The sequence below is a fragment of the Myxococcus xanthus genome (genome assembly GCF_013116825.1).
Lineage (GTDB): Bacteria > Myxococcota > Myxococcia > Myxococcales > Myxococcaceae > Myxococcus > Myxococcus xanthus_B.
In genome coordinates this window covers 61,714-75,352 of the sequence record NZ_JABFNS010000010.1, presented here as the reverse complement: position 1 = coordinate 75,352, position 13,639 = coordinate 61,714, and the positions used below count along the sequence as shown (strand labels likewise).

The window sequence follows — 13,639 nt, the reverse complement described above, 5'->3', positions numbered from 1 at the left end:
AGACCTCGGCGCACCCCGTCCCTCCCCTAACGCACCACGTGCATCTGGGAGGCACTCACCCCGTCGCCTCGCACCCGAACCTCCAGAGCCCCTGGCTGTTCCGCGCGGAAATAGAATACCGCTTCCTGCTGCGGTCCCTCCAGGGCCATGGCGCCGCTGCCATTCAAAGGCACCAGGCGCTGCGTGCACACCGCGTCCCGGAAGAAGGTCACCCCACCCGCGTTCCCCTGCGCCTCCACCACCAGCAGGGACGAAGCCAGGGCGGACAGATTGCCCATGGCGTCCTGGCTCTGCACCACCAACGCCTCGGAGCACGCGCCCGCCGACACGTCTTGCTGAGGCGTCAGGAAGGCCACCTGCGCCGCCGCGTCCGCCACCACGTCCACGTCGAAGGTGGAGCCCGGCAGGGTCTCCCTGGCATAGCCCTCACCGCTGATGCGGTTACGGCTGATGACGTTGGCCCCGCCCAGGTCCGAGATGGCCGCCTGATACGGCACGCCGTTCGCCACCACGTCGTGGCTCAACATGTTCTCCACCACGAGCAACCGTGAGGACTGCGCCAGCGGCCCACCATCCGCCTCCGCCTGCGACAGGTCGATGCCAATGTCGTTCGCCTCCAGCGTGTTGCCCTGGATGAGGATGTCCTCGCACACCGGGCCGCCGTAGTAGGCCCCACCCGCGACGAGGATGCCCGCCGCCACATAGCCTGTCCCCGTATAGACGTTGCCGGTGACGCGGTTGCCCAGCACCTGTCCCGTGGCGCCGAAGCTCAACTGGATGCCATTCCTGGCGATGACGGCCGACGGACCGCCGCCCTCCACCACGTTGTCCTCCACGGCCACGTCCACCCGGCCCGAGGCCACGATGCCCCCCTTCTGGTAGCCCACCGCGTGGTTGCGCAGGACCTCCACCTGGACCACGCGGGACGCGTCCTGGGCGTTTCGTACCTCGATGGCCACGCCCTCCTGGCAGCGGCCCTCGCCCGCGTCCTGATGCAGCGCGCGCACCTCGCTATCGGTGATGGAACCGCTCGCCCCGGTGAAGCGGATGCCACTCAAGCCGGCCTCGCCATCATCACATGGCAAGTCCGACAAGCCGCGTGCCGCCACCGTCACGTCGTGGACGTGGGCCGTGCCTCCCCGGTTGCGGAGCACAGCGCCCTGGAAGCGGCCGCCTTCGGGGTCCACCGCAGTCACCACGTGCCCGGCGCCGTCGAAGGTGACTCCGTCCGGGATGTACAGCGTGCCCTCCGTCGTGCAGTCCGCCGTCAACGTCACGCGGCCGCTCTCCCACCGGGCGGAGCAGGGAGGAAACGCCCCACAACGCCGGTCGTCCCAACGAATCCGGAACACGTGCGTCGCGCTCATCCCCGAGACATTCGTGACGGTGAGCCGCACGGAGGGCTCCACGCCCGCCGGGATACAGGACAACGCGGACCAGGGCACCTCGCTCCGCGTCCCGTCCTGGGTGGCGGCTCCCAGGAGGCCGGTGTTCGCGGACCACTGGAAGGTGAGGGCTTCGCCGCGCGGATCCTCCGCCACCGCCTGGAGCAGGACGGGCTCCGCGCTCACGGCCTCCGTCCGCGACTGGGCCGTGGAGACGATGATGGGCGGCAGCCGCTGCACCACGCATACGTCCACCAGGCCGACGTGCTCACCGCCACGGCCATCCCGCATCGTGACGTGGAACTGGCATGCGCCACAGGCCCCCGAGGGCGGCGTGGACGGCGTGAAGCGAGGCGACCGCGCGCTCGCGTCATCGAAGGTGCCTTCGCAACTGGCCGTCCATGCATAGGTGAGCGTGTCGCCGTCCTCGTCCCAGCCTTCCGCCTGGAGTCGCAGGGCGTCGCCATACTGGACCTCGCCAGAAGGAAGGGAGCCCAGCTCCACCATCAACGGCCAGCGATTGAAGGCGGCCACGCTGTCCGCTCCGAAGCCATGGTCCCGGGCCACTCGCACGGGGAAGTCCAGCGTGGCCCCCTGGCCCGCCGCGTTCGTCACCTGGAGCGTCATGGTCACGAAGCCGGACGCCTCTGGCGCCGTCCAGACGGGCGCCATGGCGCTGGCGTCGCTGAAGCTGCCAGCCGAGGCCCGCCAGGCATACGTGAGCGCCCCATCCCCGGACGCGGACTCCGCCACCGCGCGCAGCGCCACCTGCCCTTCGGGCCGGACCTCCGCCAACGAGCCCACCACCGCGTCGATGAAAGGCGCTCCGGGCACGCCGGAACGGGGGGCGCGCGGGACCAGGACGACCAGCGCCGTCCGGTGCGCGCCTATCACCACGTTCGGGACGTCGATGTGCGCCAGGACCTCACCGCCATCGCCTCGGACGGTCGCACTCGCCTCAGCCGCTCGTCCGGAGGCAATCCGCCGCACCAGCCCCTGCCACAGGCCGTCGCCGCCAGAGAGCACCGCGCCCGCTTCTTCTCCTTCCGCGGGCGTGAGGGTGGCACGGACCTCCGTGACGGGCCCGGGCGTCAGCGTGCGCGGCAGCACCACCATCACCCGCGCCGACGCGGAGGGCTCCAGTTGGATGGGCAGCGGGTCCTCCAGACGACACGCCGCGGAGACGAGCAGCAACAACACGCCCGCGAGGCGCCAGGGGCTCTTCGTGTCCAAGAACGTCATGACGGCATCCTCCGGCGGGAAAGGAACTCGAAACGTTACCGGGAGCCTCCCGGCGGCGCGAGGCCCCCGCCTTCCATGCAACGCGTCAGCCGACCTTCCGGGGAGCCCCCCGGCGGGGCACCCTCCCGTCAACTGGGCGACGTCGGCACCGGTATCACCGCATCGAGCGTTGCCAGAGCCTGTCCCCCCATGCTCGAGCGGCCCGTCCGAAGGCCCCGCTTCCAGCGCCACATCCTGGCCAGGCGCGCGGTTCCCGGGGCGCCATCCTACCTTTGCCTCCCCCGCGTTCCGTCGCGCGCCAATCACATCCACCCCCTGCTGGACATCTCACCTGGACCCGAGCAGGGACGACTGTCCTCATCCAGCGCCATCGCCATCCGTGGAGTCCATATGACGCTGCACGACTTCACATTATCGAGTCCCTCTCACTGAGCACCTGCTCAGAGAGAGGAGCGCTTATGCGTCGAAATCGATGGCGATGTTTCGGAAGCCTTCTGGTTGGAACCCTTGCACTGCCAGTCGTGGGGTGCTCGGGCGAGGAGCCCGGTCACGAAGGATTCCACGAAAGCCCCCATGAGGACCTCCACACGGCAGCGCTGAGCACGGCGTCCCCTCAAGAGGGCTTCCAGGACCCCACATGCGGGTACGTTCCCTGCCCTGTCATCCAGGACGGAAACGTTCTGACGCTGGCGGGCAATTGTGCCACCTACTCCACCCTGCTCATTCCGGATGGGTACGTCCTGGATGGGGCAGGGCACTTCATCATGGCGCTGGACCCTCCAGGAGACCACTTCAAGGGCCCCATCGCGCGCAACTGCGGCGGCAGCGCGTTCTACATGAACCTCAGGCTCATGTTGAAAGGGCTCTCGGACATCTGCGACACGGGGGAGGACGCGCTCGCGGGCATCCGGTTCGACAATGCGACGGGCTCCGTCATCAACACCCAGATCTTCAACATCCGCCAGGGAGACGGAACCGGAGGCTGCCAGGAGGGCACCGGCGTCCTGATTCGCAACCAGGCCCCGTTGAGCCCGACGCAACACGTCGGTGTCCAGAACAGTCTCCTGCTGGGATACCAGAAGGCCGGTGTCGCGGCGGTTGGCAACGTCGTGGTGGACATCACCAACAACCGGATGGTGGGCGCGGGTCCCATCGGCAACGTCGCCCAGTCTGGAATCCAGCTCGGGCTTGGGGCCACCGGACACATCGTCAACAACCTCATCTCCGGGCACTCCTACACCGGTGAGGGTGTCGCCAGCGGCATCCTCGTCTACGGAGGGCCGATGTATGGGGGCCCGCTGTCCACGGACGTCCTCATCCATGGCAACCACCTCTTCAACAACGACATCGGCGTCTACCTGTCCCAGGGCAACGCGGATCAAACCCCTCCGGCGGTGCTGACGAACATCCAGGTCGTGGAGAACGAAATCCACTTCGACGACGTGACGAATGGCTACGTCTATCAGGCCGGAATCTCCGACCTGGGAACGGGCAACGTCATTCACTCCAACGTCATCACCGGCGCGGGGTATGACCCGGCCACCCTCCCCGGCTCCACCTTCGCGGTGGACGTGCTCGCAGGTCCGGCAGCAAGCCTCGCCTTCCTCAATCCGCCTCGGCAGGTCCCCGTGGGCCTCTGCTCCGGCCCGCTCATCGTCCAGACCCAGGACGCGAGCGGGAACCTGGTCGTGCCAGCGATGACGGGCTTCAACATCACCGCAGCGGGCCCTGCCTCCCCCGGCATCCAGTTCTACGCCGACCCCGCCTGCGCGGGCCCCGCGGTGACGACGCTCGACCTGGGGAACCCCCAGGCCCAGGGCCGCTTCTACTTCCGAGCCCCCACGCCGGGCAGCGTCACCGTCTTCGTCTGGAATTCGGACTGGACACAAGGCCAGACGCAGCAGGTCTTCGTCCCCCTGGATTCGGCGCCACCGCCCGCTGGCGCCCTACGGCTGGAGCCGCAACACTGACGTGATGCCCGGGTGGCCAGACGGCTCGCTCACGCGCTGGCCACCCGGGCCGCCAACAGCAATAGACATACAAATACAACTCGCCATCAAGACATCCCGGAACGAGGCGACCGCGCCTGGCCCTGTTCAAAAGCAGTGGCCGCGCTGGGCCGACTGAGGGAATGTCACCGCCTCCCTGGTCCCGGAAGGCGCCCCCTGGGCGCTCGGATGCGGAATCCGCGACATCCCACAGATAAATTCATTTCAACTGTCGCATTGAAAGTCATTGAGGCGACCTTCGGGAGGGCTTTGCCATGAAGGGCTCCTCCCCCAGGTTGCCCGAGGCCCGTCAATCTCAGTCAGGCACCGAGACCGTGTAGCACGGCTCACCGCGAGTGAGCGAGGAGTTCCGACGGGCCTCGACAGGAGAAGCGAATGAACCGGTTGGTCGTATGGTTGGTTTCATGGATGGCCATGGTCCTGGCTTCTGGCGGCAGCGCGGCCTGGGCCGAAGGCGCTCCCACTGAACAGGTCCCCGTCACGACGAGTTGGATCTACCGCGATGCCATGGAAGCACCGTGGCAGGACTACTCCTGGGCCACCCACTCCCTCACCAACACCTCCCCCGTCGCGGCGGGGCGCTACTCCATCTCCGTGACGATGCGGTCCAGAGAGGCGCTGTATTTCAATACATCACCGCTCACCTCGAACCCGGGGATGACGCTCACCTTGAGCGTGCATGGCGGGACGTCCGGCAACAACGCGATGGTGCTGGCTCGGGCCGTGGTGAACGGCGGCATCACGCCCGGCACCGAGCTGGGGCCGTACTGCACCGGAGGCCGAATCCGCGCCAATACCTGGACGACCTGTACCGTTCCCATCTCCGTCCTGGCGCCGCAGGGGGCCCGGCTGACGGGCCTGGTCCTCCAGGAAGGGCGGGGACTGAGCCTGCCCACGCTCTACTTCGACGAGCTGGGCGTGCGTTACATAGCCGAGCCGCCTCCGCCGGTGGAAGTGGCCATCACCCCCGCCTCCGCCACGGTTCCGGCCGGGGGGACGCAGGCCTTCACGGCCACGGTGACGGGCAGCACCAACACGGCGGTGACGTGGTCCGTGCAGGGGGGGGCGGCGGGAGGCACCATCACCCAGGCGGGCCTGTACACCGCCCCGTCCATGGCGGGGACGTACCGCGTGGTGGCGACGAGCCAGGCCGACCCCACGAAGTCGGCGGTGGCCACCGTCACCGTCCAGAGCGCGCCCCCGCCGAGCGGAAAGTGGGTGTCCGGCTATTACACCGGCTGGAACTCGGACCTGTACCCGCCGGAGAAGGTGGACTTCTCCGCGCTCACGCACATCCTCGTTGGCCGCGTCACGCCCAATCCGGATGGGACGGTGAACACCCAGTTCGACAACTCGAATGGCCCGGCCATCGCGCGGACGCTGTCCACGCGGGCGCACGCGGCCGGACGCAAGGCCATCATCATGGTGGGCGGTGCGGGTGAGCACGACGGCTGGGTGGGCGCGGCGTCCAACGCGAACCGCGCCCGGTTCGTCCAGAACCTGCTCAACGCGGTGGATACCTTTGGCTATGACGGCCTGGATCTCAACTGGGAGCCGGTGGAACAGGTGGACAAGCCGGCGTTGCTCGCGCTGATACAGGCGCTGCGCGCGGCCCGGCCGCAGATGCTGCTCACCATGCCCATCGGCTGGGTCAACAGCAACTTCCCGGAGGATGCGGACCCGTGGTTCACCAACCTGGTCCCCTACCTGGACCAGATGAACGTGATGACCTACGAGATGACGGGCCCCTGGGGCGGCTGGTTGTCCTGGTACACCTCCGCGCTCACGGGAGAGTCGGGCAACCACCCCACGTCCATATCCGCCAGCCTCAGCGCCTGGAACAACGCCGGCATCCCCAAGAGCAAGCTGGGCATGGGCATCCCGTTCTATGGCATGGCGTGGCGGAACATCACCGGACCGTATCAGCCATACACGGACTGGTCCGACTACGTGGGCAGCGACAATTCCTTCACATACAGCAAGATTCTCCAGCTGTCGGCGACGGGCGTCTACCACTGGGACACGGCGGCGAAGGCCAGCTACGTCACCTTCGACGTCCCCGTGGAGGACGGCACGGTGCGGTGGATTTCGTATGACTCACCGCAGGCCATTGCCGCCAAGGGCGCCTTCGCCCATGACAACGGGTACGGAGGCACCATCATCTGGACCATCAACCAGGGCTGCACCGACCCACAGACTGGCGCCAACCCGCTGCTCGACGCGGTGAAGAACGCCTTCCTGCCATGAGCCGGAGAAGGCCAGGGACCGCGCTGTGCACGCAGCGCGGCCCATGACTCCACAAGAAATGCCCTACCAGGGGTGTCAAAGCGCCCCCGTGTGAAGCGCCGGCCACTGCCGACCCGCGCGGGCATTGACGAGACACCATGACACCTGTTCCCGGGGGCACGAGCGCCGTGCTCGCCTGCCCCCGCGACGGGGACACGAATCTCCCCATTGACACCTTTGGAACGGCACCCCGCTTGCTCATGGCTGCCCACGATGGATGCGTGACTGCCGACAGCGGGCATCGCGAGCGCCAGGGCAGCACATGGGGGCAGAAAGAGCGCGGTGGCGGAGTCACCGCGGGATTGGGCAACGACACGAATTACGGCGTTCGCACGTGGATGAGCGACAAGAAGGCGCTCTCGTCGGCACCGCGAACCCGATGAATCTCCATCCGGACGGCGGCTGGGAGCTCCTCCAGCTGAAGAAGGACTGAGGCGGCCCTCCCCCGGCCGAGGCCCTGGCCCACAAGGTCTGGGCTTCGGCCGGGGGTGCCAGGACTGGAGAATTCCTATCGGAGTGCAGTCAAAACTCCGTGTCAGCCCATGGGAGATGGATTCGCAAACGTGGAGGAAGGACTAAATAGGCCGCATGACCCTCTCCTCCCCGTTTTCCATTGCCGCCCTGAGTCTGTCTTTTCTTGCGCCGATGTCTGCCCTGGCGTCCGGGGACACCATCGCCAACTCGTATGTGGACGTCTCCGCCTACCTGACGTCGAAGGCGGACTTCGAGGCGTGGTACCAGCTCCGGGCCTCCCTGAAGCAGAACTTCGATGACATCTGTGGCGACACGTTCTGCGAGGGCGAATACAGCAACATCGAGTCGCTGCGCTTCCGCTGCTCCGTGAATGCCCTGACGGGCCGGATGGGCCAGTGCGTCTGGGTCTTCGCCGCCAGCAACGAGGACGTCGACCCGGCGACGGGCGCGGTGACGGTGGATGCGCGGACCTGGGCCTGCCAGGCGCCTGTCGCCCCGCGCACCACGATTCAGGAGTTCCTGACGGCGCTCGCGGGTCCGTCTCCGCTCTACGCCACGCTGCCGCACACGCAGACCACCCTCTACGAAGGTCTGGGCAACTGCCTCTGAGTCACGGCTGCGCGGAGTCCGAGGGCGCCCCAGCACAGAGGGGGCGCTCGCCGGTGCATCGGTCAAGACACAGCGCTTGTGGACGGTCAGCCTGTCAGTCATCCCACGCTGACAGGCGCGTCCCCCGGCGCGGGATTACTCGTTCGCGTAGGTCTCGATGAAATCGTCGATGACGGTGACGATGTGCGTCGAGAAGTCCCGGAAGTGATGGGCGTGCTCCGTGCCCAGCAACGGAGAGAGCCCGAAGGTCTCGTCGTGATTGTAGGCGACGACACCCAGCTCGCCTTCCGGCGTGCGGTCACGCGGATTGAAGCACCAGAAGTTCTCCACCGCGTCGTCATCCTTGCGCTGGAAGAACAGCGCCTCCTTGATGGCGTCCGCCACATCGGAGTCGTCGCCATCCACCGCGTCCGACGGGTCCGGCGCGGCCGCGCGCAGGAAGCCTGGCTCCTCCATGCCGATGAGCTCCTGCCCGCCGTACAGCACCTTGAAGGTGCCGTGCGTGCGGATGAAATGCACGTAGCTGGGAGGCAACTGCAGCTTGTACTTCTTCTCCAGATTCGCCACCTCCTCGGCGGTCACGGGCTCGGAGAACTCCACGGACATGTCCTCCTTCTCTTCCACGAAGGACTTGAGCCGCTCCACCGCTTCCGCCACCGCGCTCTCACTCGACGTCTTCGCCATGCGAACTCCAACCACGAACCAGGACGAGCCCTGGTCCACGTACGGTAGCGCGTTGCCGTGCGCAGTCCATGGCGCTCAACGCAGCAGCGGCCGCTTGCGAAGAAGCCGCTTGGCGACATCTTCGTAGGACCAGCTTCCGTCCTGGCTCACCACGTCCGCGCTCAGCAGCTTCGCCAGGTCCGGACCGATGACGCTGCCGTGTCCGACCAGGCGGTGGTCCGCCCGCACGTCATCCACGGCATCGAAGCGGTCATCCGCCACGACGATTCTCGCTTTCAGAGAATCCGCGTGGGTCGAATAGTCGTTGTAGTAGGTCCACGCCACCTCCCGCACGGTGATGGGGCCCAGCGACACCAGCTCGCCGTGGAAGAGCAGGTTCTTCGCGGAGAGCGCGCCGCCCGTGAAGAGCAGCGCGTGTGGAGCGAGGCGCTCTTGAGCAAGTCATCGAGCAGGGACATGGCCACGCATCAAGGCACGGTGAACCTGGACGCTCAATGCTCAAACCTGGAAGGCGGAGGCCCACGATGGCCCCCGCCCTCCCGGGACCTACTTCAGCGCGGGGGACACGACCTTCAGCTGCGGCGCCACCACCTTCTGGTCGCCCACGACGATGAAGGTCATCGCCTCACGCGTCAGCATCTTCGCGGCCAGCTGCTGCACCTGCTCCGGCGTGACGGCCATCACCGCCTGCACGTAGTTCTGCGAGTACGAATCCGGCAGGCCGTGCAGGTCCACGAAGCGGAGCTGGTAGATGATGCCGTTGCGCGAAGCGTTCTGGAGCAGGAAGGAGCCCGCCAGGTAGCTCTGGACAGCGCTCAGCTCGTCCGCGGGCGGCGGCGTCTTGCGCAGGGTGGCCACCTCCTTGAGAATCTCCTTCAGCGACTCGCCGGTGACGGCCGTCGTCACGTCCGCGTTCTGCACCCAGTAGGCGTCCTCCAGGTGCGTGGACACCTCGCTGTAGGGCGAATACGTGTAGCCCTTCGCCTCGCGGATGTTCGCGGTGATGCGCGAGCTGAAGTAGCCACCGAGCAGCGTGTTCATCACCGTCTGCTTGACGTAGTCCGGGCTGGAGGGCGGCAGGCCCTTCACCGCCACTCGCACCGTGGACTGCACCGAGCCGGGGCGGTCGATGAACTGGACCGCCTTCGCCACCTTCTGCTTGGGCACGTTCTGGAGCCGCGCCGCGCCGGCCTTCCAGCCGGTGAACGCGTCCCGGATGGCCTGCTCCACCGGCGCCGGCTCGAACCGGCCGACGACGTACAGCCGCGCCCGGGCCGCGCCGATGTTGGCGTCGTAGTGCGCGCGGACGGCCTCCGGCGTGTAGCCCTTGAGCTGGGCCTCCGGCGGGAAGTAGCGGCCATACGGGTGGTCACCGTAGAGCGACTGGAGCAGCCGCTCGTCGGCGAGCGTGCCCGGCCGGCTCTTGTAGATGGCCATCTCCCGCACGAGGTCGCCCTTGACGCGCTCGACCTCCGCCGGCGGGAAGGCCGGGTTCTGGATGACGTCCGCGATGAGGGCCACGGCGTCCGGCGCCGACTCGGAGAGGACCTCCAGACCGACATAGGTCTGGTCCATCGTCGTGCCGATGTTGAGCGAACCACCGAGCTGCGCGGCCGCCTGGGCAATCTGCTCCGCGGAGCGGGTCGTGGTGCCCTCCGACAGCAGCTTGCCGGTCAGGTCCGCCAGCCACGTCTCCGTGGCCTTCTCGTGGATGTTGCCGGTGTCGATGGCCAACTTGATGGCGACCTTCGGCATGTCGCCATAGGGCAGCAGCGAGACTTCCAGCCCGTTGTCGAGCTTGAACTGCGTGCGGACGGGGACCTTGAAGGGCTTGGGCGCGGCGGCGGCCGGAGGCGCTTCCTTGGTGGGCGCCGGGGAGGGAGCGGCCGCGAAGGCAGGCGCGGACAGCATCCCGAGCACCATCAGCGCGGGCGCGACAAGGCGGGTGCGAATTGAGTGCGTGGTCATGGGTGCGTGTCCTCAGGGGGCCTTCGTCTGGGTGGCGGTCGCCGCGGCGGGCGTCACCGTCAGCACGGTGCGGTTCTCACGGCGCAGATACTCCTTCGCCGTCTTCTGGATGAGCTCCGGCGTCACCTTCATCAGCTCCGACTCCAGCCGGTTGATGCGCGCCGGGTCGTCGAAGAAGAGCGCGAAGGACGCCAGCAGGTCCGCGCGGCCGAAGCCGAACAAGCCCTCCAGTTGGCCATACAGCCGCGAGCGCGCCTTCACCCGCGCCCGCTCCAGCGTCGCCGCGTCGATGGGCTGGTTCTGCAGCTGCGCCACCACGCCGTCGAACTCCGCGAGGATGGTCTCCGTCGTCGTGTCCGCGTCATGGAACAGGTACGCGGTCCACTGCATGGGGCCGTTGTAGTTCCAGTGGTTGCCCAGCTGGTTCACCCCGCCGGAGACCTCGCCCGTCAGGCCCTTCTTCTGCACGAGCTGCTGGTAGAGCGCGCTGTCGTTGCCGCGCAGGAGGACCTCGTCGACCAGGGCCATGGCGAAGTACTCGGGCGTCCCCACGTCGGGCATGTGGTAGCCCACCGCGAGCGCCGGACGCTGCGCCAGCTTGTCCTGCTTGTCGTGGCGCTTCTCCTTCGTCTGGCGAGGCTCGGAGATGTCCGGCTTCGACGGCTGCGCCACGGTGGGCAGCGGCCCGAAGTACTTTTGAATCCAGCCCTTCACCTGGTCCGGCTCGAAGTCACCGACGATGACCAGCGCCGCGTTGCTGGGCGCGTAGTACGTCTTGAAGAAGGCGCGCACGTCCTCCAGCGAGGCGGCCTCCAGGTCCTTCAAGTCGCCGTAGAAGTTGTGGGCGTTGTACCAGTTGGTGTTCGCCACCTGCGGCATGTCCAGCCACGGGAAGCCGCCATAAGGCTGGTTGAGGACGTTGACCTTCACCTCGTTCGTCACCACGCCCTGCTGGTTCTTCAGGTTCTCCTCCGTCACGTCGAGCCCGCGCATGCGGTCGGCCTCGGCCCAGAGGATGGGCTCCAGCGCGTTGGAGGGGATGACTTCAAAGTAGTTGGTGAAGTCGAAGCGGGTGGAGCCGTTGAGCACGCCGCCGTTCTTCTGGATGAGGCGGATGAACTCCATCTTTCCGAGGTTCGTCGAGCCCTGGAACATCATGTGCTCGAACAGGTGCGCGAACCCGGTGCGGTCCTTCGGCTCGATGCGGAAACCGATGTTGTAATAGACGGCGACGACGGCCTTGGGCGCCGAGCTGTCGCGCGACAGGACCACCTTCAAGCCGTTGTCGAGCTTGTAGTAGTCCACGGGGACCTGAAGCTTCGGCTGTTCGGCGGGCGCTTCCACCTTCGCCGTTTCGACGGCGGGCGGAGTCTCCGGCTTCTGGGCTTCCTGCGTGGTCGCGCAGCCGGTGAACGCGGCCAGTGCTACCGCTCCGAATACTCTCCTCATCGGACCTCCCCTGGATGACCTGGCATCTCGTCGAATGACGGAGCCACTACGGCGCTGTGCGCCATCCGATTGCCAAAGATTCAGGGTCCCGGCAACCCGAACGCACTCCCTGGAAGAACCTGTTTTCCTACGTCAAGAGGTATGGCGCGGCGCGGTATCCGCCCCCGCTCCAAAGCTCCGCGGCGGATGCGGGCACACGTGTCGGGGAGGCTGGATTGGCAGCGCCCGGCCGCCGGGCCCGGCTCAAGTCCATGTTCTCAAAGAAAAACCTGCATAACGAGAGGGATTCCGCATGGACAGACAGGGTGTGCCCCTCGTGTGCGGGCTGGAATCTGCCTACGCTCCAGGTTTCCACCAGGAGGTGGCGCGATTCTCCCTTCGACCTCCCAGACCTCCCCCGCCGGCTGGCACGACACGCTCGTGCGACACCTGGAACCGCTCCTCGGCGGGTTCACCGCGAAGATGGCCATCCAGACCGCCGCCCTGCGGACCCTCAAGCGGCCCCCCGAGCAGCTCAAGCGAGAAGACCTCCCGCAGCTGCTCGAAGGCCTCAAGCCCATGCTGAACACCTTCATCGGCGCCCTGCACGCGAAGGTCATCCTGGCGGAGATTTCCGCCTCCTTGGAGAAGCTGCGATGAGTACTCAGTCGACGGGCCGCGCGGCCGGAAGCATCGTGCCCTGGTTCGGCGCGGTGCTCGTGCTCCAACTGGCGCACGCCTTCGCGGCGGCCTCCGCGCTGGACGCGCCGCGCTCGCTCTCGCTCGTGCATGACATCGCCGGTTGGGGCAGCGGCGTGCTGGCCGTGCTCGGGACGCTGGCGGCGGCCCGTTCGTTCGCGCAGGGTGACTACCTGCGCAAGGTGTGGGGCGGCCTGGCAGCGGGCGCGCTCCTGTCGCTGGTCAGCACCGCGCTGCGCAGCTACTGGCTCCACGCGGTGCCAGACGTGCCCTTCACCCAGTCACCGCTGCTGCCCGTCCGCATGCTCGTCGTCGTGCTCGCGAACGTCAGTACGACGTACGCGCTCATCCTGCTGGCGATGACGTACCGGCAGTCCGGGCTCCAGCCGCCGTCCAGCTTCCGCTCCAACGCGCTGTGGGTGGGCACGGCCGTGGCCGCGCTGGCCGTGGGTCTGCCCGTGCTGGCCACCGAGGTCCGCCACCTGGGCACGGACGCCATCAGCACCATGTCCGCCGTCATCAGCCTGGCGTCGACGCTGGCCGACATGACGACCATCCTGCTGGTGGCCCCCATCCTGGGCGTCGCGTACATGCTGCGCGGCGGACGGCTGGCCTGGGTGTGGTGGGCCATGGGCGTCTCCGGCGCCATGTGGCTCTTCTACGACGCCCGCGCGTGGCTGGGGGCCCTGCTGCCCGGAGACGCGGCGCAGAACGCGGAGCTGCTCCGTACGCTGCGCACGTCGGGCCTGGTGCTCCTGGGACTCGCGGGCTGGCTGCAGCGCACCGCCCTGGCGCCGCAGCAGTCCCCCGCGGCCGGGTCCCCCGCCCAGACGCACGCCGGGGTGTCCTGAGCCG

10 protein-coding genes are annotated in these 13,639 nt (G+C 67.5%); 5 read left to right on the top strand and 5 right to left on the bottom strand.

The features are described 5' to 3' along the window. Positions 1–26: 26 nt before the first annotated feature. Complete coding sequence (locus tag HNV26_RS04910; RefSeq protein WP_253816238.1) at positions 27–2,627, bottom strand: right-handed parallel beta-helix repeat-containing protein; 2,601 nt, start codon at positions 2,625–2,627, stop codon at positions 27–29. Between the two features lie 521 nt (positions 2,628–3,148). On the opposite strand from HNV26_RS04910, the gene HNV26_RS04905 reads away from it, so the two are divergent. From HNV26_RS04905 to HNV26_RS04895, 3 genes are all read left to right on the top strand, one after another. Then, positions 3,149–4,597 (top strand): right-handed parallel beta-helix repeat-containing protein, encoded by a 1,449-nt coding sequence (locus HNV26_RS04905; protein ID WP_366816755.1) that lies wholly within the window; start codon positions 3,149–3,151, stop codon positions 4,595–4,597. Between the two features lie 414 nt (positions 4,598–5,011). Further along, a complete protein-coding gene (locus tag HNV26_RS04900) occupies positions 5,012–6,883 on the top strand; it encodes a glycosyl hydrolase family 18 protein (RefSeq protein ID WP_253816237.1) in 1,872 nt (623 codons plus the stop codon). A gap of 627 nt (positions 6,884–7,510) precedes the next feature. Next, positions 7,511–8,005 carry a hypothetical protein gene (locus HNV26_RS04895; protein ID WP_171440244.1) on the top strand — a complete coding sequence of 165 codons (495 nt, stop codon included), beginning with the start codon at positions 7,511–7,513 and terminating at the stop codon, positions 8,003–8,005. Positions 8,006–8,140: 135 nt separating this feature from the next. Here HNV26_RS04895 and HNV26_RS04890 read toward each other — a convergent pair whose 3' ends face one another. From HNV26_RS04890 to HNV26_RS04875, 4 genes are all read right to left on the bottom strand, one after another. Next, complete coding sequence (locus tag HNV26_RS04890) at positions 8,141–8,689, bottom strand: SMI1/KNR4 family protein (RefSeq protein ID WP_171440243.1); 549 nt, start codon at positions 8,687–8,689, stop codon at positions 8,141–8,143. A gap of 75 nt (positions 8,690–8,764) precedes the next feature. After that, the gene (locus HNV26_RS04885; RefSeq protein ID WP_253816235.1) at positions 8,765–9,043 is read right to left on the bottom strand and encodes a hypothetical protein; all 279 of its coding nucleotides are present in this window, start codon (positions 9,041–9,043) and stop codon (positions 8,765–8,767) included. 192 nt (positions 9,044–9,235) lie between these two features. Beyond that, complete coding sequence (locus HNV26_RS04880; protein WP_171440242.1) at positions 9,236–10,657, bottom strand: M16 family metallopeptidase; 1,422 nt, start codon at positions 10,655–10,657, stop codon at positions 9,236–9,238. Positions 10,658–10,669: 12 nt separating this feature from the next. Beyond that, the gene (locus HNV26_RS04875) at positions 10,670–12,106 is read right to left on the bottom strand and encodes a M16 family metallopeptidase (RefSeq protein ID WP_171440241.1); all 1,437 of its coding nucleotides are present in this window, start codon (positions 12,104–12,106) and stop codon (positions 10,670–10,672) included. A 420-nt stretch (positions 12,107–12,526) separates the two neighbouring features. On the opposite strand from HNV26_RS04875, the gene HNV26_RS04870 reads away from it, so the two are divergent. Both HNV26_RS04870 and HNV26_RS04865 read left to right on the top strand, forming a co-directional pair. After that, on the top strand, positions 12,527–12,745 hold the full coding sequence (locus tag HNV26_RS04870; protein WP_002639318.1) for a hypothetical protein: 219 nt from the start codon (positions 12,527–12,529) through the stop codon (positions 12,743–12,745). Continuing rightward, on the top strand, positions 12,742–13,635 hold the full coding sequence (locus HNV26_RS04865) for a hypothetical protein (RefSeq protein ID WP_171440240.1): 894 nt from the start codon (positions 12,742–12,744) through the stop codon (positions 13,633–13,635). The genes HNV26_RS04870 and HNV26_RS04865 overlap by 4 nt, the downstream gene beginning before the upstream one ends. The last annotated feature ends 4 nt before the right edge of the window (positions 13,636–13,639 follow it).

What these genes read in the sequence shown, in the direction of transcription:
- HNV26_RS04875 (WP_171440241.1), bottom strand. Translation starts at nt 12,106, where the DNA reads ATGAGGAGAGTATTCGGAGCGGTAGCACTGGCCGCGTTCACCGGCTGC.
- HNV26_RS04895 (WP_171440244.1), top strand. Translation starts at nt 7,511, where the DNA reads ATGACCCTCTCCTCCCCGTTTTCCATTGCCGCCCTGAGTCTGTCTTTT.
- HNV26_RS04890 (WP_171440243.1), bottom strand. Translation starts at nt 8,689, where the DNA reads ATGGCGAAGACGTCGAGTGAGAGCGCGGTGGCGGAAGCGGTGGAGCGG.
- HNV26_RS04910 (WP_253816238.1), bottom strand. Translation starts at nt 2,627, where the DNA reads ATGACGTTCTTGGACACGAAGAGCCCCTGGCGCCTCGCGGGCGTGTTG.
- HNV26_RS04880 (WP_171440242.1), bottom strand. Translation starts at nt 10,657, where the DNA reads ATGACCACGCACTCAATTCGCACCCGCCTTGTCGCGCCCGCGCTGATG.
- HNV26_RS04900 (WP_253816237.1), top strand. Translation starts at nt 5,012, where the DNA reads ATGAACCGGTTGGTCGTATGGTTGGTTTCATGGATGGCCATGGTCCTG.
- HNV26_RS04865 (WP_171440240.1), top strand. Translation starts at nt 12,742, where the DNA reads ATGAGTACTCAGTCGACGGGCCGCGCGGCCGGAAGCATCGTGCCCTGG.